Here is a 26,532-nt window from a genome sequence, read left to right as displayed (position 1 = left end):
ATGATCTATATCCTTAGACTGTCTCTTACCGCTGCCGTGATATGCGATCCCTCCAGTCGCTCCAGCTGAACATATTGTGCCTGCATCGCCGACGCCAGCTCCCGGGCCTGATGCAATTTCACAAAGCCCTGCTCCGTGTCGAGCACAAGCGAATGGATACCCGCTGCCGGCACCCCGCTGCCAATCTGCCTGCTTTCTGCAAGAATGTCCTGGATCGATAATCCCTGCTGCAGGCCGACATTGGCTTTGCCATCCGTAATCACAACCATCACCGGCACAATTTCCGGATCCCGCTTGAGGGCTTGACGAAGCAGCTCAATCCCTTTCATCAGGCCAAGCGCGAGCGGTGTCCTGCCTCCCGCAGGCAGCAAACGAAGCTGCTTCTCCGCCAACTCGACACTGCGGGTGATGGATAACACTTCCTCCGCCGACTCCTGACGGAATGCGACCAGGCCCACGCGGTCCCGCTTCTGATAGGCATCCTGCAGCAGGGAGAGAATGGCCCCCTTCACCGCCTGCATCCGTTTCTCCGCCGCCATGGAGCGGCTTGCGTCGACAACGAACAGCATCGTTACGCCAACGCGTTTCTCCCGCACCTTGACCCTTATATCCTCGCGGCTAATGTTCCAGGCCGTTTCTTCTTTTTGCGGACGCATCCTCTGAAAGGGCGCCGCCGCCCGCAGGGTAGCATCGAACGCAATGTCCAGCGTCTTGCCCTTCGGGTAAACGGCTTTCACATAACGTCCTTGTTTGGTTCCTGTTTTCGTTTTGCTTCTTTTGCCGGTACCTGAGCGGATCTTGTCATCCTGGGCGGAGAAGACCAGCTTCTTCGGCTCTATAATCGCTCCAATGGATTCCACTTTATCCTGACCCGCTCCGGACTTGGTCTTAGTTTGCCGCCCCGATTCATGATCCATCGAAGCTGCATCCGGTTGAGCGCCTTGGCCCGCATTCGATGAACCCGATGAATCGGGCTGTGGACGCTGCGGCTGCGGGGGAATCTCATCGTTATCTGCTTCCTGCTCTTGCGCTGCTGAGCTGTTTTGCTCGTTACCCATCCGATGCAGCAGTACATACTCCGCCGCCAAGCGGATGTCGCCTGCTTCCACTTCGTCCCGGCCGGCCAATGCCGCGATGGTTTTGGCCGCTTCAACCAAATAATAATCGGCTCGGTGTCCGCGGCATTGCGCGTTCAGTGTGGTCCATGCAGCCAATTCCAGCAGCTGCCCGCTTATATTCATCCTTGATAAATAACCTTTGGCTGTAATGATCAATTCCTGGAGCTGAAGGGTCTCCTGCTCCTTCGACCGGCTGAATCCCTCCGGGTCCCGCTCATACGCCAGTGCTGAGCGGATAATATCCCGGCGGTGTTCAACTGAATGCTCACATGTCATGGAGACAAATAAACCAAACCGGTCCAAAACGCCTGCAGAAAGCCCGCCTTCCTCCGGATTCATCGCCGCAACGAGAATGCTGTCGCTTGGATACGAGATGGACAAACCTTCACGCTCCGCTTCAACTTGCCTGCTCGCGACGGCATTAACGATCGCATGAACCGCAGAATCGGCCATGAGATTCAAGTCATCCGCAAAAACAATATTCTGAAATGCGGCTGCCAATAATCCGGCTTGAATCTTTTTCTCTCCATGCTTCAAGGCATATTCCAGATCGACACCGCCCAGCAGACGATCCTCTGTTATATGAAGCGGGATGTCCACCCGCCGCTTCCGGGGCAGTAACGCCGCAAAGCCCCGGGCTAATAAGGATTTTCCCGACCCTTTCTCCCCGGATAGCAGAATGCTGTCCAAATCCTCGTTAACGGCCAGCATAATCAATGCTTTCTTTGCCTTCTCTTGTCCTGTAATCGCACAATAAGGAAAGCTGGTCATCCGCTTTACTTCACCACACTTATTTCATCGATCAATAGATCGATCCGGTCATAGGATACTTCCCTTGCCGCAAACGGAGTCTGACGCAGACGGTGTGGCAGGACGAGCTGTGCCGCCTGCTTCATATCCTCAAGACATGCTTCCGTTCTTCCATCGACGGCGGCAATCGTCATTGCGGTTTTGATCATCATAATATCGGCGCGATGGCTGTCCATGTCCAAACCAATCGATAAGCGGGCAGCAAGCGACAGCATGTCGTCACTTATTTGCACATGCTTCAAGGTTTCCCGCGCCTGACGGATCTGCGTCTCCAGAAGAAGCTGATCTGTCCCGTAAGATTGGCAAAAAGCCTCCGGATCCTTCTCGTAGCTGAGCCTTCGTTTAATGACCTCGACCCGCTGCCGGGCATCCCTCTCCCCGCTGACCTCGACGGATAAGGCGAACCGGTCCAGCAGCTGCGGGCGCAAATCCCCTTCCTCGGGATTCATCGTTCCGATCAGAATAAAACGTGAAGAATGCGAATAAGAAATCCCTTCCCGCTCGATCGTATTGATCCCCATGGCTGCCGCGTCCAGCAGTACATCAACAATGTGGTCCTCCAGCAGATTGATTTCATCCACATAGAGAATATGACCGTCCGCTTTTGCCAGCAAGCCGGGTTCGAATTTCTTCTCGCCGTGTTTAATGGCATGCTCGATATCCAGCGTCCCGACAACCCGGTCCTCCGTCGCTCCTACAGGCAGATTAACCACTTTGAGCTCCGTCAACAAATCTGCCAGCGCGCGAACGGCCGTCGACTTCGCCGTCCCCTTCTCCCCGCGGATCAAGACACCGCCGAGCTTCGGATTGACGACATTCAGGAGCAGCGCCTGCTTCATCTTCTCTTGCCCGACAATCGCCGTTATCGGATATCGGTAGGTTTTAGTGGACATATTCTTTACCTGCCCTTTCTTTGTCAGCAAGACCTTTGAGTAAGTATGCCGGTTTCCCGTCCTCCGGATCGGTATAGATCCGCGCTTCAACCTGAAAAACCTCCCGAAGCATGGCGGGTGTCATCACCTCGTCCGGAGCGCCTTTGGAATAAAGCCTCCCATGATTCATGACGATAATTTCATCCGAATAGGCAGCCGCATGATTCATATCATGGAGCACCATAATAATCGTCGTCCCGTGATTGCGGTTAAGCCCCGCCACCACCTCCATCACCTCCAGCTGATGGGAAACGTCGAGGAAGGTCGTCGGTTCGTCAAGAAGCAGCACCGCGGATTGCTGGGCAATAGCCAGCGCAATCCATACGCGCTGGCGTTCTCCGCCGGATAATGTTGCCACATTGCGGTCTGCCAAATGCTGCAGATTCGTTTGCTCAATCGCCCACCGGATGATTTCATCGTCGTCTTTGTTCATTTTTTGGAGCATCGATTTATGCGGAGAGCGCCCGTATGCGATGAGCTGCTGAACGGTCAAATCGACCGGTTCGGCGCTTTGTGCCAGCAGAGCCAGCTTAAGCGCTGCCCGTTTGGGCGGCATTTTGTACAAATTTTCTCCTTCAAGGAACACCTCGCCCTGCTTCGGCTTCAGCTGCCGCGCCAGTATCCTGAGCAGAGTGCTCTTCCCGCAGCCATTCGGCCCGATAATGCTGTAAATCCTGCCTTGATCGATGGAGAGATCCAGCTGGTTGACGGCTGTTTTGTCATTAAATTGCTGAGTGATTCCCACTGCCCGGATGAAGCTCATACGGTTTTCCTCCTTAGCAGATACAGGAAGAACGGCGCGCCCAATGCTCCCATGATGACGCCGACCGGCAGCTCGATCGGGGCAAAAGCAAGCCGCGCTACAGTATCGCAAGCCGTAATAACAGCAACGCCCAGCAGTGCGGAAGCAGGAAGCAGCACGCGATAATCATTGCCCACCAGCATTCTTGCGGTATGAGGAATGATCAGGCCGACAAAGCCGAGCAAACCGACAATACTGACCGCGCTGGCAGCCAGAAAAGTAGCCACCATCGTCACGATAATCCGCGTCAGCTCCACGCGCGTTCCCAGGCTCTTCGCCGTCGAGTCGCCCAGCATGAGAATGTTCATCTTTCTTGCGCAGAAGAACGCGACCGCCAGGCCAACGACCGAATAGGGCAAAATCGTATCGAATTGCGGCCAGCTTTTGGCGGACAGCCCTCCGACCATGAATGAAATCGCACCCTGAACCCGGTCGCTGTAGAACGTTAACAATGCGGATATTCCCGCCCCCATAAAGGCAGATACGGCTACGCCGGCCAATATGATTCGTGTAGGCACAATCCCGTTCTTCCACGCCAATAAATAGATCAGCAGAGCAGCGCCCGTCCCGCCGATAAAAGCGAAAGGCGTTAACAGATAGGACATATTCGGCAGCGCAATGAGGACGATCATCCCCAGGAGACCGGCACCGCTCGATACCCCGATGATGTGGGGGTCAGCCAGCGGATTACGCATGACGCCTTGAAGCAATGCGCCGGAAACCGCCAAATTCGCACCTACCAGTGCCGCTACCAGCGTCCGCGGATAGCGGATATTCCAGATAATATCCCTCATCACGCCCTCTTGGGACGGGTGGAACAAGTATCTCCACGTATCTCCGAGCGGAATCGCGATGGCCCCTCTGTTCATGCTGAACGTAAAGGCCATCACCGCTGCCGCAAGAAAAAGGATGAGCATCCCCGCCCTCCAGCCGCCCCGGTGCCTCAATGCTTTATTGTTGGCTGTCACCCGAAAATCTCCGGATATACAATCTGAGCCATCAGCTTCATGGATTCCGCATAATTAAAGCCGGGATTCGTCAGAAATTTATCTGCTGGAATGACCATCGCGCGTTTTTCCTTCACGGCAGTGAGGGAAGCCCATGCCGGATTTTTCTCCAGGTCCTGCTGGATTTTGGCCATCCCTTTGTCCTGGGCTCCGTGTATGGTCATGAAGATGAAATCCGGTTGTGCAGCCACTAAAGCTTCCATGCTGTATGGCGCAGAGGTTGCGCTGTTTGGAGACGCGCTCATGCCTTCGGCGATATTGGTCATGCCCAGAAGATGTCCGATCTCCAGTGCCGTCGTGTTCGAACGCTGCAGCGAAATACTTGATGGAGTAACATTTAATACGGTAAAGGTCGGATGCTGGTCTGCCGGTATTTTGCTGCCGATCCCGGCCATGTCGGCTTCAATTTTGGCAATCAGCTCGCCTGCTTTCGTTTCATTGCCGGTTATAATACCGAACAGCTTCGCTTTTTCTTTAACACTTTCAAAGGAAGACATTTTCAGCAATGCCAAAGGAATGTTATTGCTTGCCATCAAATCGGTTAATTTTGCATCAAAGGTTGTGGAGCCAATGACCAGATCCGGTTTCAAGGCAACCAGCTGCTCCACATTGACTTGCCCCACCGTACCCAGCTGTTGAATATCTTCGGCTGCCTCCGGCACAGGCGAGGCGTTGACAGTGATACGTCCGACGGCTTCCCCGCCAAGCTCGTATAACACGGGCAGGAACTCCGGAGCCAGCACAACAATCCGCTCAGGCTTGGCCGTCAAAGTGACGGTTTTGTCCGCATCATCCTGGAATGTATAAAAAACCGTGGATTGGTCGTCTGCGGCAGTCTCCTCCTTGGTCGGGGATAATTCCTGCAGGGGAGCTCCCGCCGCGGTTGTGTTGGTTGTGTTCGCCAAATTCGATGCTGGGTCAGCTTCGTCCTCCTGCCCGCAGGCTGCTGCAGTCAGGGCCAGTATCAAAACCGCAATGATCGTGAATGAAAGCTTAATTGATTTCTTCATGGTAATCCTCCCAATTATGTATAGGTCTCATCATCCAATTCCATTTTTCCATTGCCGCCCGTGCCTTTCCGACCCTCCTTATGTTCTGAATCCATCTTCAGGCTATTCATCGCGTGCTGATTAAGATGAAATGAATAATCGAATAATCCGATTCGGTTAGCCTTATTTAAACGTAATTATTACGTTTAATATAGTGATCATTATAGAGTGAGGATGATTCAAGTGTCAAGAAGGCAATTATCTGAAGGCATTTTGCCAGAAATGTGAAAAGGCCGCTCAATTCCTGGAAGCAGGAATCTGAGCGGCCCTCGAAGTGTATGCACAGGAGCATTAATGCTTGAAAAAGATCAACCGCCCGTATCAGCGCGCTTCATCCCGTTTAAATCGTGAACTTCACGCCGGTCAGCTCCTCGCTGAGCAGCCACAGCCGTTCTGCAAATTCGGGATTGATCGCCCATTGCACGACACCGGGACCAATCGGAGCGTCATCGGGAACAACTACGGAGATGTCGACATCCTCGCAGTAAACACCGCCCATTCCGTCCAGCTGTGTGCTTGCTGCGCACCAAACGCTTGTTGCCGCACCCTGCTCAGGGGACTTGTACCGCGAAGGATCGGAAGCGACGCGGCGGCCCTGTTCATCGAGCGCACCCATGGCGCGCATCTCGTCATCCGACAGATGACGTGATAAATCGGTTATAATCACGCCGGGATGGAGTGAGAAGGCGCGCACGCCGGACGAATATCCACGCTTGTCCAGCTCGACGGCAAACAGCGCGTTGGCAGATTTGGACTGGCCGTATGCTGTCCATTTGTCGTACTCTTTGCGCTCGAAGTTCGGATCCCCGAAATCTATGCCCGAATAGCGTATCGCCCCCGAGCTGACCGAGACAATCCGTGCGTTTCCCGACTTATTCAAGGCGGGCCAGAGCCGCGCAGTAAGCTGGAAGTGGCCCAGATGATTGGTGGCAAATTGGGATTCGTATCCACGCGCATCACGCGTAAGAGGAACAGCCATGATCCCGGCGCTGTTGACGAGAATATCCAGCGGCCTGCCGGAATCGAGAAACCTCTGGGCGAAGGCATCGATCGAAGCCGGGTTTATAAGATCAAGCGATTCCAGCTCCACCCTTGGAATCCCGGCGACTGAAGCGCGGGCTTTTTCCGGTGTCCGTGCGGGTACTATAACTGTCGCTCCCGCTTCTGCCAGAGCGCGGGTTGTTTCAAGGCCAATGCCTGAATAGCCGCCGGTTACGATTGCAGTCTTGCCGCTCAGGTCGCGTCCGCCAAGCGCCTCACGCGCCGTTGTTTGATGCCCGAAGCCCGATGGAATCGGCGCTTGCGGGGTGATTTTATATAAGTTATCCGTATGCATAACCATTCTCCTCTCATGTCTTGGGATATGATGTTCCGAACAATCTCCAGCTATTCAGCCTTTCCAGCCTCTGCCCGACTAAGGTAAATCCATCGTCTGCCGAATGGGAGTGCATGCTCGTTTTTCCCTGCAATCGAAAATCCATACTCCACCGTCCCGCTCTCCTTTATGTTGGACGCTATGGTTAGGATTGATTCGCTGCAAGGGATATCTTATCGTTTGGAGTGCACTCCAAGTCAAGCGGTATTTCGTTTATTATTTCTTCCAATTCCATCCTTGATACGCTTGCATGATTATTTCGTTCACCGGGATACGCAAAATAAAAAGCCGCTGCTTTGCGCGGCTATGTGCTTTAAACTATGGCCGTCCCGAATAGACTCAAGCGTTGTTCCCAATGCTCCCCATATATCCCGGGGGCAGCTCTAGACCATCGATTTCTGTTCCACACCGGCGTGCGTTCCGGTGCGATCCCGTCTTGCGCCGACGCGCACGATCCATACAAAAACCAGCAGGGCTGCGAGCACAATCGCTGCCATCGACAGATACCCGTCCCGGAAGCTGCGCACAAGCTGACCGGCACCGCCTTCTGCTCCAGCGCTCTGACTACCAGGCGCAGCCATCATAATCATGCCGCCGATGGCCGCGCCTGTCATCATGCCAAGATTGCGGTTCAGCGCGATCATGCTGCTCATCATGCCCAGATTCTGTTTCGGCGTGCGGCTCATCACGATGCTGTTGTTCGGCGAAGTGATCATACCCATCGCGCAGCCGAGCAGCACAACGAACGTGATGACGTAAACCAGGCTGGTGTCCACTGAAAGGAAGCTCAGCGCAGTCATGGCGGCGACCATACAGCCCAGCCCCATGAGCATGATCGGCGTAGAACCGTATTTGTCGGAGCTGCCGCCGCTCAGGGGCGCGGAGATAATCAGCGAAGCCGGATATGCCATAACCACCAGACCTGCAGCGGCCGGCTCCATCCCCATCACGCTGCGCAGAAATACAGGAAGTACGATTTGGGTGGCAAATGCTGCGGCATATGTGACGATTGTCAGCAGGATCCCGAAGACGATTGCGGGATGATTGAACATGGCGAGCCGGATGAAAGGCGCACGGCCAATTCGCGCCCATCTGGCGGATAAGCTCCACTTGGCGAACAGATAGGCAAATATGGAGAAGGAAGCAAGCAGCAGCCAGACGACCCCCGAATTCCATCCCAGGGTCGTTCCGAGGTTCAGACCCGTAACAAGTCCAGTGAGGGAAACGGCGAATAATCCGGCCCCGGGCAAATCGGGCATGGCTTTGCCTTCTGTCTTGTCCTTCGGTATTAGCCGCTGCGCGAGCAGCCACGCGCCGAATGCAACGGCAGCGAGCAGCCAGAAGTTGAACCTCCAGGAGGACAACTGAATGATGACACCCCCCAGGCTTGGACCGATCAGAGCGCCGGCGGCCACGAAGGTACTGACTGTTCCAAGCGCTCTTCCCCTTTTCTCGGGAGGGAACAGCGAGACGACGAGTGCCATATTATTCGCCTGGTACATGGACGCCCCTATGCCCTGAAGGATGCGAAAGCCGATCAGCGCAGGCAAATTGGGCGACAATGCACAGAATAAGCCTCCGGTCATAAATATAAAATATCCCAGATTGTGAATATCCCGCTTGCCCCGAAGGTCTCCAATCGCGCCCATCAGCGGCAGACAAACGGATATGGTCAGCAGATAGATCGTCACCACCCATTGGGTCGATGGAATGGAGCGGTGAAAGTCTCCGGCAATATCGACCAGCGCAATATTGAACATCCCTGCCGACAGATTGGACAGGAACGCTCCGAGACATATGACATACTGGATGGCAGCGGTTGATTTGGTTTTCACAGCAGCATTCTCCCATTTCTGTAACGTATTAAACAGCGCAGCGTGCGGGTGCCGGGAAAAAGAAAGGAGGCCGCCCACAGGCGGCATAATTGCCGCTGGTGACGCCTCCTTCCGGTTATGATTGTGATCTTCAGCCTGCCGTCGTAACGGTCTTGGCAGCCATTGACTCCCATGTTTCGATCAATTGGCCGGAATTCACGACTGTACCAAAGAATCTGTCGATATTCGAAAGCGTCGTGTCATGCTCCGCCTGCGAGAAAGCGGCGCAGCCATCGGCTACGAACGCAATATTGTAATCCAGCATGTAGCCATGGCGTGCGGTGGATTCCACGCATACATTCGTGCTGACGCCGGTCATGACCAGCGTCTCGATTTTCAGGGTGCGTAGCACCGAGTCCAGCCGGGTATTGATAAAGGCGCTGTACCGGTGCTTGTTGACGATAATCTCGCCCGGCAGCGGAGCCACTTCGTAGAACTCTGCGCCCCAGGTGCCGGTCCGGCACACTTCGCCCGAGCGGCCGTCCGAGCGGCCAGTCCAGGCAGCGGAGTCGGTCGCCTTCTCATGGAACGTCTGGATGAATATAATCGGCACACCGTATGTTCTTGCTCCGCTAAGCAGACCGTGCAGATGCGGCATCATTTCCTTCACGCCGCTGACATCGCTGCCGCGACGGGCACAGGCGCCGTCGGGATGACAGAAATCGTTTTGTACATCGACTACGATAATAGCCGTTTTTGAAGGCTCCAGGTTTTCTTTTACGAGTCTCATTGTCGTCACCTCATGGATTAATGTAGTTATTTCGCGTTATTCACGAATTGCATATCAATCAGGCCGTCATACGTATAGGGGTCTGTAAATATCTTGGTTTTGGCCATGACATCCATGTCGTTTTTAAGCGCCTCTTCAGAAATCTGCCCGTCCGGACTCCACAGCTCGTCCGCATAAGCGCGTTCCATCGATGCTTTAAGCGCCTCATCCGTCATGGTCGGAAATTCCAGCTTTGCCTGGGCAGCTGCGTATTCCTTATCGTCTTTGACCTTCTGCAACACCTCCAGAATCGAATTCACGAATTTTTGGACCGTCTCCGGGTCCTTCTCGATAGTCGATTTCTTGACGCTTAGTACCGAATAGGCATAATCGCCAAGCGAATGAAACTTGTAGAACGGCTCGTCCCATACCCCCTTGGACATTCCATCGCTCACCTGCGGCTCGGCGCCGTTCGCGATCTCGCCGGCTCCGGACTGCATCATGGCGACAACCGCGGAGCTGTCCGCCGGCTCCAGAAGCTGCGCGTCCTTATCGGGATCAAGGCCAAGCTCAATGAGCAGGTACCGGCTCAGCAGATTGGGCGTGCCGCCATGACGGCCGACAATCAGCTTCTTGTCCTGGAGAAAGGCCTTCAAGTCCTCAGGCGAATCGCTCTTCGGCCCGGTTCCTTTCTTCGCCATCAGATATACATTGGCCCGGTTGACGACATTGACGACGGAGATGATAGGATCGTCATTCTTCCTGTTGGCCATGGCGTTGGATTCCGGTCCGCCGATTACGCCCCAGGCGTCGCCGCTGACGACTGCCGTTACATGCGTGCCTCCGGCTGCCGTGATCACCTTTACGTCCAGACCGTTCTTCTTGAAATACCCGTCCCGCTGCGCAATATAGAGCGGCAGGTAGCCGATAGAATGGAGCGGCTCCGCGATAACGAGTTTCTTGAGCGGGCCTGCCGCGACGGTTTCGGTTCCGGATGCGGGCGCAGCAGCGCCGGTATCAACGGTGTTGTTCGAGGTCTTGCTGCCGCAGGCGGCGGCCAGGCTGAACAGACAGACGCAGATCAAGGCAGCCAACAATTTACGGGTACGCAGCATAATTTCATCTCTCCCTTTTTTGGCTCATAGGCCATCTCTATTGAGCAAACAACCGTTTCGGCTGGAGCTACTGCTTGATGAAGCCCTTGGACAGCCACTTCTCCAGAGCAACAACGCCCCAGTACATGACCATGGACAGGATGGAGAGCACAACGACGCCGACCCAGACGAGATCAATATCGAGAATGGTCCCGGCATACATGATCATGCGTCCAACCCCTTGACTGGAAGCAATGAACTCGCCGACGATAGCGCCGGCCAGGGCAAGCGCGATATTGATGCGCAGGCTGCTGATAATCCATGGCATCGACCACGGGACGACAACCTTAGTGAATACCTGCCTCCGCTTGGCACCCAGCGAATACATCAGCTTCTCCATATCGGGATCGACGCTCTTGACGCCGCTGTGGGCGGAAAGCGCCGAGACGATGACAGTCAGGGCGAAGGCCAGCGCCACCTTGGAGAAGAAGCCGATGCCGAGCAGAATAACGATGATGGGAGCGAGCGCCAGCTTCGGCATGGCGTTCAGAATAATCAGGAACGGCTCGCTGATCAGCGCATATTGTTTCGACCACCAGAATGATAAACCGATTGCAGCGCCGATGGCTGTACCGGCGACGAAGCCGATAATGGTGGAGCCCGACGTATACAGCATGTCGGACAGCAAATGATTTTGCGTTGCCTGGATCCAGGCAGTCTGGGCGATTGTTACAGGACTGCTCCAATAGTAGGAATCCAGCCAGCCCATCCGCGTAAAGCCTTCCCATACCACCAGCACCAGCAGCGTGATCAATAACCGGCCCATCATGACAAAACGCCGGCTTCTTCTTTCCTGCAGCTCCTCATCCTGAATGACCGGCGCCTCAGCCCGATGCGCCTCTTTCTTATGAAGCAGGTTTTCAATCACAGCCGACTTCAGAAACGTTGCCTCGCTCTCGATTTTCATAAGTGCAGTCCCTTCCCTCTATCCTTTATTTAAGAGATCATTTCTGCCGCCTGCGCTGTCTGCTGCTCTTCTGCGAGCAAACCCATCAGATGATTTTTCAGCTCCATGAACGCGGGCGAGGTAAGATCCTCCTGCTTGCGCGGCCGCTCCATGTTGACCGTCACCTTTGTCTTGATCCTGCCCGGCCTTGCGGTGAACACGTAGATTTCATCCGAAAGATAGATCGCCTCGTCGATATCGTGAGTGACGAACAGCACCGTTTTGCCGAAATCGCCCCACAGCTGCAGCAGCCAGTTCTGCATCGTTATCCGGGTCTGAGCGTCCAGCGCCCCGAAAGGCTCGTCCAGCAAAATAATATCCCGGTCGTACAGCAGCGTCCGCAGCAGTGCGGCTCTCTGCTTCATGCCTCCGGAAAGCTCCTTCGGATAATGCCTGTCGAAGCCCTTCAGCCCATACCGCTCCATCAGGGGAAGCGCCCGCTCCACCGCCTGTTTCCGGGGGACGCCGCGAATTTCCATGCCGAGAATAATATTGTCCAGTATCGTGCGCCAAGGCAGCAGCATATCCTTCTGGAGCATATAACCGACATGCCCGGTTTTCCCGATAATGTTGGTGCCGCCAGCCAGTACTTGACCTGTCGACGGGGGAACCAGCCCGGCAATAATGTTGAACAGCGTCGATTTCCCGCAGCCGCTGGGTCCGATGATGCTGACAAAGCGCCCTTCCTCAATCGACAGGCTCGTTTCCTGCATGGCCATGATGTCTTTCCCGTTTTTCCGGAAAATTTTACTCACACCGTTGATCTCAATCATTTGTCCCGCCGCATTCTCCATACCAAATTCCCTCCCGTGATAGAATAAAAAAACCGCCAGCTCCGGGAAGACACAGATGTGCCTATGCTTTCCCAGGAACTGACGATTTTGTCGGCTCTCCTTGCGGAGCTACAACGCATCATTCAGATAACTTTCCACGTCCCGATCCAGGATGACGATCGTACCGGAGTATTCGGTCTCGATATCGTAATCCTTCAGAATCGCAACGATATTAAATTGAAATGCCTGTTCAAATTCCCTCTTGATTTCAGCCTTGAAATGCTCGGATAACAGCATGTCCAACCTTCTGGTGGACGCGATGTCCTTCCCGTCCAGGAGCTTTAATACCGGTACGCGATGATTGATAGACAGAATCAATATCTTGTTGCCGACAAAATCAACCTTCTGACGGCTGACGCCGGCGTTGAACATCCCCATGTTAATCTCATTGTACAGCTTGAGAATGCTTTGTTTCATACTGCCTGCTGTCCAACCCAATTCATCACACCCTATGATTGTTATATTTTCTAACACAGTATTGGGTGTTTTGCTTTGTTGAGTTTTATTATAGCGGAAAATATCTAGCTGTCAACGATTTTATGTAATATTAAATAACATATAAAAATAAAAATATAGATTATGGTCTTGAATATGACGTGTATCTAACAAAATTATAGGATGAAATGGCTATCGCCTTCCTCTTGCGGCACAGCGAGTATCCTTACCTCTGAAATATAAGCTATATAGGGGAGATTCTATATTTTCAAAAAAAGCATGGACGTTCCCGTCTCTCGACAAGGAACGTCCAGCCTTTTTCAATCGACGATCAATGATAGATTGTAAGGCTTGCAGGCTTTGCTTATGTTTCCGTCATTACGCCGCCATTGACGTGAAGCACCTGTCCCGTAACAAAGGAAGAATCGTCGGATGCCAGATAAATGTAGGTGGGCGCAAGCTCGAATGGCTGCCCAGCGCGTTTCATCGGCGTTTCAAGTCCGAAGGTTTTAACATATTCAGCCGAATAGCTCGATACGATTAGCGGTGTCCAGATCGGTCCCGGAGCTATGGCATTGACCCGGATTCCCCTGCTGACCAGTTGGAGCGACAACGAACGGGTAAAGGATACGATCGCGCCCTTGGTAGAAGAATAATCGACAAGCAAAGGGGCGCCTGCGTACGCGGTAACGGATGCCGTAGATACAATCGTGCTTCCCGGCTTCAGGTAAGGCAGCGCAGCCTTCGTCATGTAGAAATGCGGAAAAATATTGGTCCGGTATGTGTCCTCAAGCTGTTCATTGGATATATTAGCTATGCTCTCCTGCGGGAACTGGACGCCCTGGTTCAAGATAAGGATGTCAAGCTTGCCGTAGCATTCAATCGTCCGTTTCACCACGTCCTGGGAAAAACCGGGCTGGCGCAAATCTCCTTCAATGAGCAGGCATCGGCCGCCATAGTGCTCAACCATCCGCTTGGTCGCTTCGGCGTCCTCGCGCTCGTACAGATAGACGATCGCCATGTCCGCTCCTTCTTTGGCGAAGCCGATGGCAACTGCGCGGCCGATTCCGCTGTCGCCCCCGGTGATGATGGCTGCTTTCCCCTCCAGCTTGCAGCTTCCCTTGTAATGGGGATTGTCGGATATAGGAATCGGGTTCATTAAATACTCTAAACCAGGCTGCACGTCCTGATGCTGGGGCGGAAATGTGATCGGCACCTGCCGGCATTTTGTCTGATAACCGTAATAGGGGTACATGGGAATCACAGCGAAACCTCCAATTGCTTTTCTAGTCAAAACCAGAGTATTCGCCCAGTTCCTGATTGGTACCTGTCACGGTGCAATTATGGGGTGGATTAACCTATCACTGCATGTTATGATTTACTTAATAATTTAATATTACTATATTATTGAAAGTGAGATGACAGAACTGTGAGCACGACTGAGGAGGACAACCAATGCATTGCTTCCATATCCGAGGTTTTACAGCTTCTAGCAGGCAAGTGGCCTTTTTTAGTTATCACCGAGCTTCTGAGAGAGCCTCAACGGTTTAATCAATTACGCAGAAATTTGGGGAAAATCAGCACGAAGGGATTGACTGACACCTTACGCAATCTTGAGCAACACCGAATGCTCACCCGCAGTGTTTTTCTGACTGTACCGCTGACTGTGGAGTACTCATTGACGGATAAAGGGAAGGCCTTTACCGGTGTTTTTATGGAAATCAACCGCTGGAAAAATGAATGGGATCCTGTCATATAGAGGAGAAGCCGGCTTTGCCTGGGCAAAACCGGCCAGATGGCTGAATTTTAGAGAATAACCGGGATAAAACCTTCTTTAATATATTGGGCAAATGGAAGATGGCCTCCGCTTGCCTCACTGCCTGCCAGCGGTACACCCGCCTGCTGCATTTCTTCTGCAACTTCAAAAAATCCTGAGCAGGCGGTACAGCCGCCTTTAATAATACCGGTTTTGAGAGCCTGTTTGTACTGAGAGTTCAACTCGTGATCCGGTTTGGCAAATTCAGTTGGCCAATACGTTCCAGCTCCGTCAAAATAGAGCTCCGCTTCAATGCCCGCTTCATGCAGTTCGATCCCGTACAACAAGCCATGCAGCGCTCTGGCCATATCCTGCTTACCTGCTTGAACAATGATTATATATTTATTTGTACTCATGTAAAATTCCTCCTAAATAGTAGTTGATACAAAATAAAACCTGCTTAAATCCGCGATTGCTTATACACACCACCACCTTAAATCTTTTATAAAGCTGGATTATACGGAGAAGCCTCGCCGTTAATCCACCCCAGTCTTGAGCCATTATTCAGTTGAAGCACCTCATCGATACGAAAACGCACCAATCTGCTTGCTCCCGGGAATTCTGCTATTTCATTCTCATCCCATATCACTTCAGCTTGTCCGGCCAGATGCAGGGAATGGCCGTTGTCATAATCGATAAATAATAACCCTGCAGCTGAATTCGTAACAATATTGCCGAGCGTGTTGAACATAGAGTTCCCGAAATAGTCAGGTATCACCAATTCCGACTCGCTCGCCACCTGAACGAATCCCGGATTTCCGCCCCTATGTGAAGCATCAGCCTCGTAAGCCGAGTTTAAGCTCCCAATGTAGAAGGTATCGGCGGATTCAATCCACTCTTGGTGTTCTTTGCTCAATATGCGGCTGCGATGCTCCGATACCAGGCTGCGATGCTTGTCTCCGTCTTCACGTAAATTTCTTTTGCGAATATATTTTGGGCAGTTCCCGTAGACCTGTTTGGTGTTTAATTTCAATCCATTTTCATCAAAGGAATCGACTACTCCGTTAATCCGAAGACGTATTCGTCTGTTTGCGTCCATGATCAACAATCCCAATGGCCGATTCAGGCTGATGGATTGAAAATTGACATCTTTCAAATAGGACGGTGCATGGATTTGGACGGTTTTCTCGTCAGACGCTTCAATAAATCCCTCGTCTCCCGTCAAAAACGAAATCCATACTTTTCCGTTTGTATCTCCATAAGCAACCACAACAAACATTTGCTTATTTAAAAATGCAGCCGCACCTTTTGAAAGATGCGAACTGATCATTTTACTGTTTTGAGCAGCTATCACCGATTCCTCTGCCATTTCTTGAACCATTAACTCTCCCGCATGAAAATTTTCCGACATTCTGATCACCCCTTACGACGAATTACTGTATAAGTCGGTTAGTTTCTCTTAACATACCCAATAAAGCTGATCATCTTATCTTAATTTGATATGGCGGGGCCTGGTTGCTTTCGATTGGTTATTTAACCGTCATAACTCAATTAAGAGCATTATATAATAATTTATTTAACCTGTAAACATTATTTTTGATGGTTAATTATTTACTGTTTGCCCATGAAAAAAAAGAGCCTTAGAAGATATCTTCTAAGACCCTTTTCACAAGCTTCCTTTATTTCGTTGCCGTTCAAGATAAGCTGTCACCTTCATCCTGTTCCCGCAGGTTTTCTGACTGCACCATCTGCGTGTACTGTTCTTGCTGTTGTCATAGAAGTAAAGGACACATTCCGGATTCTCACACTTTTTGACCAATGATAAATTGTAATGACTTAAAAAATCTACAGCCGTTTCGGCGATAGGAGCAATAATATCGAGCGGCCTTTGCATAGTTGTATGCTGTAAAGTGCCAAAACCTTTATCTGTCTTTATTATTTTCTTTGTAATTACCCGGTCTATAAGAAAGCTGTTCACATTTTCAATGCACTCACCGCAAGCCTCTTCTTGATTCAACCCGTTCTGGACAAGGGTGAGCAGACTGCTTCGCAACCTTCGGGCTTCATGCACAACATGAAGTCTTTCATCCATATTACTCCATCCCGGTACGTTATGATCAGCCTCTTCTTGGCCCAGCATATTTGCTTGATTTAACCAATCGAGTAGATCCGCAAACGATTCAAGCAGATCATATGGTTTTCCATTGTGGACTATCTTCGTATTTATAAAATCCAGAATCGGATGATTTCCAATAAAATTAAAGGATGGTGCGATTATTTTTGGCATCTTATGCATCGCTCCTTAGTACGTTTTGCACGAAAGGAATTATGGTTTGAGATAGTCTTCCGTTATCCATATGGTACTCGCTATGATATACCCAGGTCAATCAAACGATACCCCTTGCAGAAAAGCAAACTATTAAAGCCCTTCGCATAAGAAGAAACGGCTGAAGTTCTTTTGGCGGCTCAGTTAGTTTCTTCCTCCATAATTATCATATAAGTAGAGCCCAGTTTTATCCATTCTGATATATGAACAAACAACACCCGCCCGGCTCATGCCGAACGGGTGCCATTTTACCTTAAGTCATTCAAGTTAAAATCATGCTGCCTCTGACAACGGAGCTCGGCTTGGCATAACCTTACCAGGCGTAAGCTTTGGGGGCTTCGCCGCCGGGGCCGGGGAAAATTTCGTCAAGCCGCTTCAAAGTTTCTTCGCTCAGAACGATATCGACGACGCGAAGCGCGCCTTCGAGCTGCTCCATCGTGCGCGGTCCGATGATCGGCGCCGTCATGGCAGGATGAGCCAGCGTCCAGGCAAGCGCGATGTTGGCTTCGGACTCGCCAAGCTCTTGGGCAAGTCCCGCGAAGGCTTCAAGCTGCGCCCGGTGCTTGTTCACCCGGGTCTGATCGCTGGCGCGTCTTGAGCCTGCAACGGGATTTAATGCATTGCCGCTCAGGATGCCGCCATCCAGCGGACTCCAGGCAATGACGCCGATGCCGTATTCCTGTGCCGCAGGCAGCAGCTCCAATTCGGGCTGACGCGTAAGCAGGCTGTATTTATGCTGTTCGGACACGAGTCCGAGCAGGCCTTTCGATTTGGCTTCGTATTGAGCCTTGACCAGATCGCGTCCAGCGAAATTGCTGGAGCCCACATAACCGATCTTGCCTTGGTACTGGGCGATGCGGAAGCCTTCCCACAGCTCGTCCCAGGAAACATCGCGGTCGACGTGGTGCATCTGATAGAGTTCGATATGATCCGTCTGCAGCCGGAGAAGCGAGCCTTCCAGATGACGGCGCAGCTTATAAGCCGACAGGCCGGGGCCGCTGTTCGGACCATCATTCTTGTCGCTCATGTCGCCGTAGAATTTGGTCGCAAGCACGACCTTCTCCCGCCTGCCGCCGCCCTGCGCGAACCAGCGGCCGATAATCTCTTCCGTACGGCCGGCATTTTCTCCCCAACCGTAAATATTAGCTGTATCGAAGAAGTTAATCCCCGCATCAAGCGCTGCATCCATAATGCGGAACGCGTCTTTCTCTTCGGTGTCGACGCCGAAATTCATCGTACCCAGACAAAGCTTGCTGACGTTTAGTCCGGATTTTCCCAGCTTGGTGTATTTCATTGACTTCTCCTCCTCTATGATTGCCATTCTTGATTATTGTAAACGATTTAATGATAGATTTGCCAGCTAGATTGCCTATCCGTATTTAAACCAGTTCACTCAACATGAATTTAATCGCCGGATAGGAGACGAGATGACGGTCCCGGTAAGTCGAGCTGACGGCCTCGTTGTTTGCGCTTATAATTCCCCGCTGCAATATGGCGGCCTGAAACCCGCGTTCCAATGCGCCATTCGTCGTGAATGTCACACAATATTCCGCAGAAAAACCGGCAACAACAATAAATCCAACTCCTTGATCACGAAGCACCTGCTCCAGATCCGTCTTCCAGAAGCCGTTGGAGTACAGCTTTTCTACCCGTATATCCTTTGGGCCCACGACGATCTCCGGCACAATTTCTCTTGCCTCCGGATCCGTGTCCTCATCCGCACCATCCATATCCTGAATATGGATGACCGTCTGCTCTTTATCCCGCATCATGTTGGACACATAATTGATATACTCGCTCGCTTCTCTTATCTTTGCTTTCTCCACATAGCCGTTCAGATAAACATTTTGCATATCCACGATCAATAATCCGATCTTCATTCCTGCAGCTCCCTTCAGATTCTCCGGCAACTCATATTGTATTCGAGACAGGCATTTGTTTATCCTTTTTGGCGCATCCATAAAGATTGGATATCTTTAACACACAGCAGGACTGCCGGGTGGCCCGGCAGTCCTGAGCTTTCGTTCCGATTGCTTAGGGCGATTGGTAGCTGCCATATTCTTCGAAACGTTTTATAATCGAATCCGTTACCGGTACTCCCAACTGATCCATGGCCAACAATACGGAGCCGAATACGGGCGCCATTTTCGGAATGATGAATTCAAAATGCTCGTTCTGCTGTGCGATCCTGTCTCTTAATGCGGCCAGCAGATGCGGATTTCTTCCTTCCTGCACGACACTGCCGACCATGACGACCGGTATCGTTTCCCCGGGGAAGCCTCCCAACCGGCTGATCACGGAATTCGCGCCGCGGCCCAGCTCATCTCCCGCCCGGCGCAGCAGCCGGATAGCCAGCTCGTCTCCTTCATCCCCCGCTTCATGCAAAATCAGCGTCATGTCATGGGGGACTTCCGCAATGTCGTTATCAAGGAAGTGGTCGAATACCTGCCCCATGTCGGCAAAACCAAAATACTTCGCTACTTTATCGGGCAGAATCGACGGTTCCTCCCGCATTTCCCAGGAACGGACGGCGTGACTGAAGGTCTCTCTGGCCAGGTCCCCGCCTCCCGTCCGGTCGCCGAACAGATAACCGAAGCCGCCGGTCTGTACCATTCGGCCCTCGCGATTCCTCCCTGCCGCATTGGTGCCGCTTCCACAAACCAGAACGATGCCGATGTTGTCCTTGGTACCCGCACGCAGCCCCTCGTATGTATCGCAAACAACATCCCATTTCAAGAAAGGCAGGCTGGCCAAGCCGGGACGAAGAATATCAAAATCCTTTTGCCGGTCGGCGCCTGCCAGCCCATACTGCACAAAAGCAATGTCCTCATAACGCAATCCGGCCTGTTCAAGCGCCATGTCGGCAGATTTTATAATATTGGCGAGCGCTGTTTCGATCCCCGGTACCTGATGATTCCCGCAGCCGGCCAGTCCGCGGGCGATCAGGCGGCCCTCGGCATCCGTTATAACCGTAAACGTCTTGCTGTTTCCTCCGTCCACACCCATCATATATGCCATTGTTCATCTCCCTTTCATTTAGGTATTGGAGCGGTCGGACAACTGAAATTCAGCAGCCCCGGGTTGCCGCATGCCGAAGAATAAAACGGATGCCGCAGCACTCAGGATGAACAAAACCAGATACAGCGCCGGCGCTCCCCAAATCTCCACGATAACGCCGCCAGCGGCAATCCCGATGACGCCCCCCATCCCCGAGCTGACAGCCGCAAAGATCGTCTGAAACGTTGCTTTCGTATTTTTGCTGGCGTAGCTTTCCACGACCTCAACAAAGGTACCCGCAGCGAACGCGAAGGAAATCCCGTCAAGCAGCTGGACGCCAAGCGTAAGGTAAACATGGTGGAATAAGAACAGAATCAGGCACCGGAGCGCAAAGATAAACGCAGCAAGCGCAAGCAGCCGGAATCTCCCGATCCTCCGGCTCAGCTTGGCGGCAGCCCAGAACATGGGGACTTCAATCAAGGCCGCTGCTGCAAACGCGCTGCCAAGAAGTGCTTTGTCAAACCCCATTTCCTGAAAATACAGGGGCAGAAATGTGGAGCTGCTGGCCATGGACATGACCAGAATCAGACAGATGCCCAGATAGGCCATAAACGGCTTGTTCCCGAGCACCTCTTTCGCCTGCTGGAGCAGCGTAATTTCAAGCCTAGAAGAGGTTCTGGACTTCGGGAATCCGAACAGCAGGGCGAAGACCAGGAGGCTGAACCCAAGATAATAGGCAAAAATGCTGCCGTAACCGTACTTGTCATACAGGAATCCCGTGCTGATTGTTCCAACCGAGTAGCTGAGCGCCCCCCACAGACGGATGCTGCCAAAGCTGAATCCGGCACGGCTGCCGATTTCTACTGCAATGGAGTCGCTGAGCGGTCCTGTTGAGGAATGGAACCATGTGAAAAGCACGGATAAAGCGATAACGGCGCCGAATTCATTCACGTAATGAAAACCAAGACCGATAACCGGCGCCGCGATGACCGAAATCATGATTATTTTTCTTGGACTTCCGATGCGGTCATTAATCAGTCCCATGACAGGCTGTGCAATGACGCTCACCAACGCCCATAAGGACAGAATAAATCCGACCTCCGAGGTACTGAACCCTTTTTCACTGAAATAAAGGCTCGTATACGGCATGAATACGGACATGGAAAGGTACAGAAAAAAATAATAAGCCGCTAAAATACCCACAGTTGAAATCTCCCAGATTGTATATAGGCCTTGCCCTGCATAAAACGGTTACCAGGCCGCGACTTCGCCATCAGCACGCGGTTCCGTTCCGCCTGCCAGCACGCCGCTATCCGGATCTCTCCAGATAATCTGACCGCGGCCGAACATGCCGGAATCCAGCGCCCGCTGTACAATATGCCCTTTGCGGGCCAGCGCCTGGGCCAGATAATCCGGAAATTGCGGCTCCACCTCAATAATCTTGTCCCGGAGCCATCTCCATCTCGGCGCGTCCAGGGCAGCCTGGGGATTCAGTCCGAAATCGATCGTATTAAGCAGAATTTGCACATGCGCCTGCGGCTGAATGGAGCCGCACATGACGCCGAAGGGTCCGACAGGAACGCCGCCTTTGGTAAGAAAACCGGGAATAATCGTGTGAAAGGTTTTCTTGCCCGGCTCCAGAACATTCAGGTGCCCGGGGTCCAAGGAGAAGCCGGTGCCCCGGTTTTGCATGCAAATCCCGGTTCCGGGGATAACAACGCCTGCTCCAAAATCGCCTGCGTGGCTCTGAATGAATGAGACCATATTCCCCTCCCCGTCAGCGGCAGCAAGGTACACCGTGCCGCCCTTCGGAGGCTCGCCCGGCTGAGGGGTGACAGCCTGGTCTCCGATCAGTGCTCTTCTGCTATCTGCGTAGGAATCCGAAAGCAGCTCTTCAACGGAGACGTTCATTTTCCTGGGGTCGGTAATGTATTTGAGTCCGTCGACAAATGCCAGTTTGACCGCTTCGATCTGCTTGTGATAGGTATCGGCCAGGTCCTTGGCGGCAAAGTCGAAGCCCTTCAGAATATTGAGCGCGAGCAGCGCCACCAGCCCCTGACCGTTGGGCGGAATTTCCCATACTTCATAGCCTTTGTAAGCGACATGAATGGGGTCTACCCACTCGGAATAAAATGCCGCCAAATCCGCTTTCCGCAGGAATCCCCCGTGCTCGCGGAAGTGCAGGTCGATCTTGTCTGCCAGCTCTCCCCTGTAGAACGATTCCGCTTTTGTTTCCGCGATGGATCGGAGCGTCCCGGCATGATCCGGGGAACGCCATAATTCCCCGGCGGCAGGGGCTCTGCCCTCCGGCGCGAAAGTATCCAGCCATGGCTGATACAGCTCACTGTTCAATCCGCTGATGTTCCGGAAACCGTCCGCCCAATATTTCGCGATGGTCGGCGATACGGGGAAGCCATGCTCCGCATAGTCGATGGCCGGCTGCAGCACTTCCGTAAGGGGAAGGCGGCCGAAGCGCTCGGACAATGCGGCCCATGCGCCGGGAGTGCCGGGCACCGTCACAGGGACCATCCCGTACGCGGGAATCCGCTCCAGCCCTTCCGCCTTCACCTTCTCCACACTTATCGAGGCAGGCGACGGCCCGCTTGAATTCAGCCCGTGCAGCTTCCCTTCCGTCCATACAATGGCAAATGTATCGCCCCCGATGCTGTTGGAATTCGGCTCCACTACCGTCAAGCAGGCAGCCGCTGCGATTGCCGCATCGATGGCATTCCCGCCCTTCTTGAGGATGTCGAGCCCCGCTTGGGCAGCGAGGGGCTGGGAAGTCGCAACCATGCCTTTGCTGCCATACGTCGTCATGCGTTGGGATGGATAAGGGTTAAACAAGGATTCGAATTTCATCATCTAGATCTCCTTCTCTGCAGTCAAATACGAGAGCTCCGCCACTTCATCTGCGGCGACTTCCCGGTCCAGACGGCTGGACAAATATATGCCCTCGCTTATGAGCATGGTCTTCAGCGCAATTTCGGCGGTTGGCAGCAGCCCGACTCTCCCCTGCAGCGCCGCGACCCAATGCTTGGAGGAAGAATCGTATGCGTCCTCATCGGGATTCAGCCTGTGCCGGCGCTCGCTCATGGCATTGAGGTCCAGCGTGCTGTCGAAATCCATATCGCAGATCGTCGTGTGATAGCTGAAGGCTGACTTCGGATGTATATCCGAATAAGCCGGCAGCCGGATGCCGCCCTGCGATCCGGATATGCTGCTGCCTTCGAACCCGTCCATATGAAGAGACCAGGCTTCGATAATATCCATGGAGACCCCGCCTGCAAAACGGACGAATCCCATGCCTGACTCCTCTACGTCAAAGCCGCTTTCTGCCCTGCGCTTGGGGTCCATGTCCATCTCCTGATACAGCTTTCCGGAGATCCGTGCAACCTCCGGCATGCCCAGCAGATACAACAGCTGCGCGATATGGTATACGCCCATATCCAGGAGAGCGCCGCCGTTTGCAAATTCCTTACGCGTAAACATCCTGGAGCCATAACCGTCAACAAAAGGGCGTCCCCGCCGCCGGAAACCGGTAGACCGGGCATGGTAGAGCTTGCCGAGCTTGCCGGCGTCAATCAGCGTTTTGGCCGCCTTCGTCTCGTTCCGGTACAGCGTACCCAGCTGGATATGCAGCATTTTCCCGCATTCCTGCGCCATTTCCACCATCGCCAGGCCATCCCGGTAAGTTCCGGCGATGGGCTTCTCGCAGTACACATGCTTCCCTGCCTGCAGGGCGGCGATTGTCGCTTCCGCGTGGAGGTTATTGTGCAGGCACACATCTACAGCGGTCAGATCATCGCGTGCCAGCATCTGCCTGTAATCAGAATATACGCTGGAAATCTGGTATTGTTCTGCGGTTTTGCGGGCTTCTTGCTCATTGATATCGCACACGGCGGCAATTTCAACGCCCTCAATGGCGGAATATTGCTGAATATGATGCTTTCCTATCAAACCGACGCCGATAATTCCAATTCTGACCGGTTCCATAGCCGCTTCCTCTCAGGCCTCAGCCATTTGATAAAATTTCCGTCTTACCGATGACAGCAGCCACTCGATTTCCGCATACTGGTTTTCCTTGGCATTGTATTCAACGGCCCAGTACCCATCGTAGCCCGCCTGCTCCAAGGCGCGAATCGAGACCTCGATATCACCCGAAGCTACGGTTTTCGCATCGATATGCGTATGCACCACCCATGGTGCCACTATGGCATCGCCGTCGGCAAATTCGGGCTTCCAGCGTTTCAAATGCAGCAGGATGCCAAAGTTCGGGCGGTCCACCGCCTCGGCAATCCGTCTGAGCAGATGCGGGTTCAAGGCCGCGCCCATGTGATTCTCCGGGCCGACCGTATATCCATGCTCCGCCGCACGGTCGCAATATTCGCGATAACGATTCACGATATAGTCGAATTCCTGCTCGTTTATTTCCTCTGTCCGATTGTTGCAAATATCGATCCGGACGGTTTTGGCTCCCAGGATTTCGGAAGCGCGCAGGTGAAGCAGCGCGTTTTGATACAGCCGCTCGCGCAGGTCCGGGTCCTGATCGATGAGATGCACACCGTCAAGGGCGATGTTCGCAACGGTTAACCCTTTCTCGTCGATCGCCTCCCGGATCTTGCGGATTTCCTCTTCTTCGGGCAGAATAACCAGACCGCTATCGTCCTGCGCCGCGAAAAATCCATTCCACAAATCGACGGCATCCAGACGGTACCGGTATTTAACCGACTCGAGGTAGCCGAAAATATCCATTTTCCCCGCCCGCATCGTATTAAAAAAAGAAAAAGCCCCAATGGAAACCTTCAACAAAATGCACACTCTCCTTATCCATGCTGATTTTATGACCGGGAGGACTGACAGTCGAGCCCTCCCGGCTTTTCATAATACACTAGCCTTCATTTAAAAGTCCGGTGATTACACTGCGGAGCCAGCCTTTTATTATTTACCGTGCTTTTTACTTGCCGGCCTTCTGTTTGATTTCATCCAGCAGCTTTTGGAACTTAGGATTCATCTTCTCCAGCACACCTGCCGGATCCTCTTCCTTGTTGAAAATCGGCTGCTGCTCGTTCAGCATGAAGGAGGTAATATCTCCGTATCCGGCAATGAGATGGTTCGGCGATTCTTTGCCCTTCTCAATTGCTGCCGTATTGACTTCCTCCAGGTATTGGATATCGGTCAAATCGCTGTACTGCTTGAACCACTCTTCATAAGCCACGCTGTCAGCCGGCGGATAGCCGGTTTCCTTGGTCATTTCCAGCTGCATTTCGGGGCTGGTCATGAATTGAACCAGCTTCCATGCCGCATCCGGATTCTTCGATTTGGAGGAAATCATAAGCGGATCCGCATAGATGAACGGCGTCGATGTTCCGGCAGGTCCGGTCGGAAGCGGAAGCACGCCGAACTTCGTGTTTGTCTCTTTGAAGCCGCCCATCGCCCAGCTGCCGACCAGTGACATCGCTACCTTGCCTGTTAGGATCGGATCGCCGATTTTGCTGATGGAGTCCAGAACGGCTCCCGTCGGCATGATTTTGTCTTTAAAAATAAGATCCTGGAAAAACTTCGTGGAGTCTACGATTTTGGGATCGGTCAAGTCGGCTTTGTCTACAAATCCGGTCGCATAGCCGCTATCAAAAACATCAAGTCCCCAGTCCCAGCTGTAGGTCAGTAAATGCTCGCCCATGCCGTACGTGAAGCCGTATATGGCGCTTGGCTTGCCGTAATCCTTGCTCACCGACTTCGCCAATTCGGTTAATTTCTCCCAGGTCCATGCAGCATCTCCAGGCTTGTAGTTCTCTACCGTAACGCCGGCTTTCTCGAATATAGCCTTATTGTAGAAGATCATGCTGGAGTATACATTAAGCGGAATGCCCATTTGTTTGTCGCCGACTTTGTAGATATCGAGCGTGGCTTGCGAAATGTTGGGATTATTGAACTGCGACATATAAGGAGTAAGATCGAGCACCATGTCGCGGACATTATAATCGACGAAACCGCTTTGCCCCCAATGGCTCCACACATCCGGCGGAGTTCCGCCCGCAACCATGGTGTTCATTTTGGAATCGAACTGCTCATAAGGTACGCTGATAATTTCCAGTGTGATGTTTGGATTCGCTTCTTCGAACTTCTTCTTAATGACGTCCGGCAGAAACTTGTCGCGGATCCCGTTGTCCTGGGCATTAAGCAGGGTGATGGTGACCTTCTCGCCGCTGCCTGCATTATTGCCGCCGCTATTGCCTGCCGGTTCATTCGTTCCGGCGGTTTCGGGGCTGTTGCCCGCATTATTGTCCGTGCTCGAGCTGCAGCCGCTAAGAGCCAATACGACCAAAATACACGAAACGATTGTAACGCCTAACCACTTTCTCACCATGTGTAACCCTCCCATAATATTGTAGATGTGAACAGCTGTCAT

Annotated in this window: 25 protein-coding genes; 1 reads left to right on the top strand and 24 read right to left on the bottom strand. The window is 52.7% G+C overall.

Translation table 11 applies throughout. The annotated features are described in order from the left end of the window. Positions 1–5 precede the first annotated feature (5 nt). The 13 genes from AC0YOB_RS04140 to AC0YOB_RS04080 all read right to left on the bottom strand — a co-directional run bounded on the left by AC0YOB_RS04140 (position 6) and on the right by AC0YOB_RS04080 (position 14,308). Entirely contained in the window at positions 6–1,889 is a 1,884-nt protein-coding gene (locus AC0YOB_RS04140) for an ATP-binding protein (RefSeq protein ID WP_475791672.1), read from the bottom strand. A gap of 5 nt (positions 1,890–1,894) precedes the next feature. Beyond that, on the bottom strand, positions 1,895–2,821 hold the full coding sequence (locus AC0YOB_RS04135; protein WP_475791671.1) for a magnesium chelatase ATPase subunit I: 927 nt from the start codon (positions 2,819–2,821) through the stop codon (positions 1,895–1,897). Next, positions 2,811–3,623: an ABC transporter ATP-binding protein gene (locus AC0YOB_RS04130; RefSeq protein ID WP_210045347.1), complete on the bottom strand. Its 813-nt coding sequence runs from the start codon at positions 3,621–3,623 to the stop codon at positions 2,811–2,813. Before AC0YOB_RS04130 ends, AC0YOB_RS04135 begins: the two co-directional genes overlap by 11 nt. Beyond that, on the bottom strand, positions 3,620–4,630 hold the full coding sequence (locus tag AC0YOB_RS04125; protein WP_475791670.1) for a FecCD family ABC transporter permease: 1,011 nt from the start codon (positions 4,628–4,630) through the stop codon (positions 3,620–3,622). Before AC0YOB_RS04125 ends, AC0YOB_RS04130 begins: the two co-directional genes overlap by 4 nt. Beyond that, positions 4,627–5,679, bottom strand: a complete 1,053-nt coding sequence (locus AC0YOB_RS04120; protein ID WP_475791669.1) for an ABC transporter substrate-binding protein — start codon at positions 5,677–5,679, stop codon at positions 4,627–4,629. The genes AC0YOB_RS04125 and AC0YOB_RS04120 overlap by 4 nt, the downstream gene beginning before the upstream one ends. Positions 5,680–6,058: 379 nt before the next feature. Next, positions 6,059–7,054, bottom strand: coding sequence for an oxidoreductase (locus tag AC0YOB_RS04115; RefSeq protein ID WP_475791668.1), 996 nt, complete (start codon positions 7,052–7,054; stop codon positions 6,059–6,061). A 422-nt stretch (positions 7,055–7,476) separates the two neighbouring features. Continuing rightward, positions 7,477–8,928 (bottom strand): MFS transporter, encoded by a 1,452-nt coding sequence (locus AC0YOB_RS04110; RefSeq protein WP_475791667.1) that lies wholly within the window; start codon positions 8,926–8,928, stop codon positions 7,477–7,479. Between the two features lie 130 nt (positions 8,929–9,058). Continuing rightward, positions 9,059–9,697: a cysteine hydrolase family protein gene (locus AC0YOB_RS04105; protein ID WP_210045351.1), complete on the bottom strand. Its 639-nt coding sequence runs from the start codon at positions 9,695–9,697 to the stop codon at positions 9,059–9,061. Between the two features lie 26 nt (positions 9,698–9,723). Next, on the bottom strand, positions 9,724–10,791 hold the full coding sequence (locus tag AC0YOB_RS04100; RefSeq protein WP_210045352.1) for an ABC transporter substrate-binding protein: 1,068 nt from the start codon (positions 10,789–10,791) through the stop codon (positions 9,724–9,726). Positions 10,792–10,858: 67 nt separating this feature from the next. Beyond that, positions 10,859–11,737 carry an ABC transporter permease gene (locus tag AC0YOB_RS04095; RefSeq protein ID WP_475791666.1) on the bottom strand — a complete coding sequence of 293 codons (879 nt, stop codon included), beginning with the start codon at positions 11,735–11,737 and terminating at the stop codon, positions 10,859–10,861. A gap of 29 nt (positions 11,738–11,766) precedes the next feature. Beyond that, the gene (locus AC0YOB_RS04090; RefSeq protein WP_475766570.1) at positions 11,767–12,570 is read right to left on the bottom strand and encodes an ABC transporter ATP-binding protein; all 804 of its coding nucleotides are present in this window, start codon (positions 12,568–12,570) and stop codon (positions 11,767–11,769) included. A gap of 108 nt (positions 12,571–12,678) precedes the next feature. Then, entirely contained in the window at positions 12,679–13,026 is a 348-nt protein-coding gene (locus tag AC0YOB_RS04085; RefSeq protein ID WP_210045354.1) for a Na-translocating system protein MpsC family protein, read from the bottom strand. A 382-nt stretch (positions 13,027–13,408) separates the two neighbouring features. Further along, entirely contained in the window at positions 13,409–14,308 is a 900-nt protein-coding gene (locus AC0YOB_RS04080; protein ID WP_475791665.1) for an SDR family oxidoreductase, read from the bottom strand. A 165-nt stretch (positions 14,309–14,473) separates the two neighbouring features. On the opposite strand from AC0YOB_RS04080, the gene AC0YOB_RS04075 reads away from it, so the two are divergent. Continuing rightward, complete coding sequence (locus AC0YOB_RS04075; RefSeq protein ID WP_475785091.1) at positions 14,474–14,803, top strand: winged helix-turn-helix transcriptional regulator; 330 nt, start codon at positions 14,474–14,476, stop codon at positions 14,801–14,803. A 47-nt stretch (positions 14,804–14,850) separates the two neighbouring features. Here the strand turns inward: AC0YOB_RS04075 and AC0YOB_RS04070 are convergent, their stop codons facing one another. From AC0YOB_RS04070 to AC0YOB_RS04020, 11 genes are all read right to left on the bottom strand, one after another. Beyond that, positions 14,851–15,216, bottom strand: a complete 366-nt coding sequence (locus AC0YOB_RS04070) for a hypothetical protein (RefSeq protein ID WP_475791664.1) — start codon at positions 15,214–15,216, stop codon at positions 14,851–14,853. An 86-nt stretch (positions 15,217–15,302) separates the two neighbouring features. Next, complete coding sequence (locus tag AC0YOB_RS04065; RefSeq protein ID WP_475791663.1) at positions 15,303–16,211, bottom strand: pyridoxamine 5'-phosphate oxidase family protein; 909 nt, start codon at positions 16,209–16,211, stop codon at positions 15,303–15,305. 255 nt (positions 16,212–16,466) lie between these two features. Further along, positions 16,467–17,087, bottom strand: coding sequence for a CGNR zinc finger domain-containing protein (locus AC0YOB_RS04060; protein ID WP_475785094.1), 621 nt, complete (start codon positions 17,085–17,087; stop codon positions 16,467–16,469). A 352-nt stretch (positions 17,088–17,439) separates the two neighbouring features. Then, a complete protein-coding gene (locus AC0YOB_RS04055) occupies positions 17,440–18,420 on the bottom strand; it encodes an aldo/keto reductase (RefSeq protein ID WP_475791662.1) in 981 nt (326 codons plus the stop codon). A gap of 85 nt (positions 18,421–18,505) precedes the next feature. Then, complete coding sequence (locus AC0YOB_RS04050) at positions 18,506–19,006, bottom strand: isochorismatase family protein (protein WP_475791661.1); 501 nt, start codon at positions 19,004–19,006, stop codon at positions 18,506–18,508. A 154-nt stretch (positions 19,007–19,160) separates the two neighbouring features. Then, entirely contained in the window at positions 19,161–20,144 is a 984-nt protein-coding gene (locus AC0YOB_RS04045) for an N-acetylglucosamine kinase (RefSeq protein ID WP_475791660.1), read from the bottom strand. Positions 20,145–20,162: 18 nt separating this feature from the next. Then, positions 20,163–21,326: an MFS transporter gene (locus AC0YOB_RS04040; RefSeq protein WP_475791659.1), complete on the bottom strand. Its 1,164-nt coding sequence runs from the start codon at positions 21,324–21,326 to the stop codon at positions 20,163–20,165. A 48-nt stretch (positions 21,327–21,374) separates the two neighbouring features. Further along, positions 21,375–22,985, bottom strand: a complete 1,611-nt coding sequence (locus tag AC0YOB_RS04035; protein ID WP_475791658.1) for a gamma-glutamyltransferase family protein — start codon at positions 22,983–22,985, stop codon at positions 21,375–21,377. Next, positions 22,986–24,116, bottom strand: coding sequence for a Gfo/Idh/MocA family oxidoreductase (locus AC0YOB_RS04030; RefSeq protein ID WP_475791657.1), 1,131 nt, complete (start codon positions 24,114–24,116; stop codon positions 22,986–22,988). Between the two features lie 12 nt (positions 24,117–24,128). Then, the gene (locus AC0YOB_RS04025) at positions 24,129–24,932 is read right to left on the bottom strand and encodes a sugar phosphate isomerase/epimerase family protein (RefSeq protein WP_475791656.1); all 804 of its coding nucleotides are present in this window, start codon (positions 24,930–24,932) and stop codon (positions 24,129–24,131) included. 145 nt (positions 24,933–25,077) lie between these two features. Next, positions 25,078–26,490: an ABC transporter substrate-binding protein gene (locus tag AC0YOB_RS04020; RefSeq protein ID WP_210045366.1), complete on the bottom strand. Its 1,413-nt coding sequence runs from the start codon at positions 26,488–26,490 to the stop codon at positions 25,078–25,080. Positions 26,491–26,532 lie beyond the last annotated feature (42 nt).

Source organism: Paenibacillus sp. JT31N17, assembly GCF_056269255.1.
This window is presented reverse-complemented; position numbering and strand designations above follow the sequence as displayed.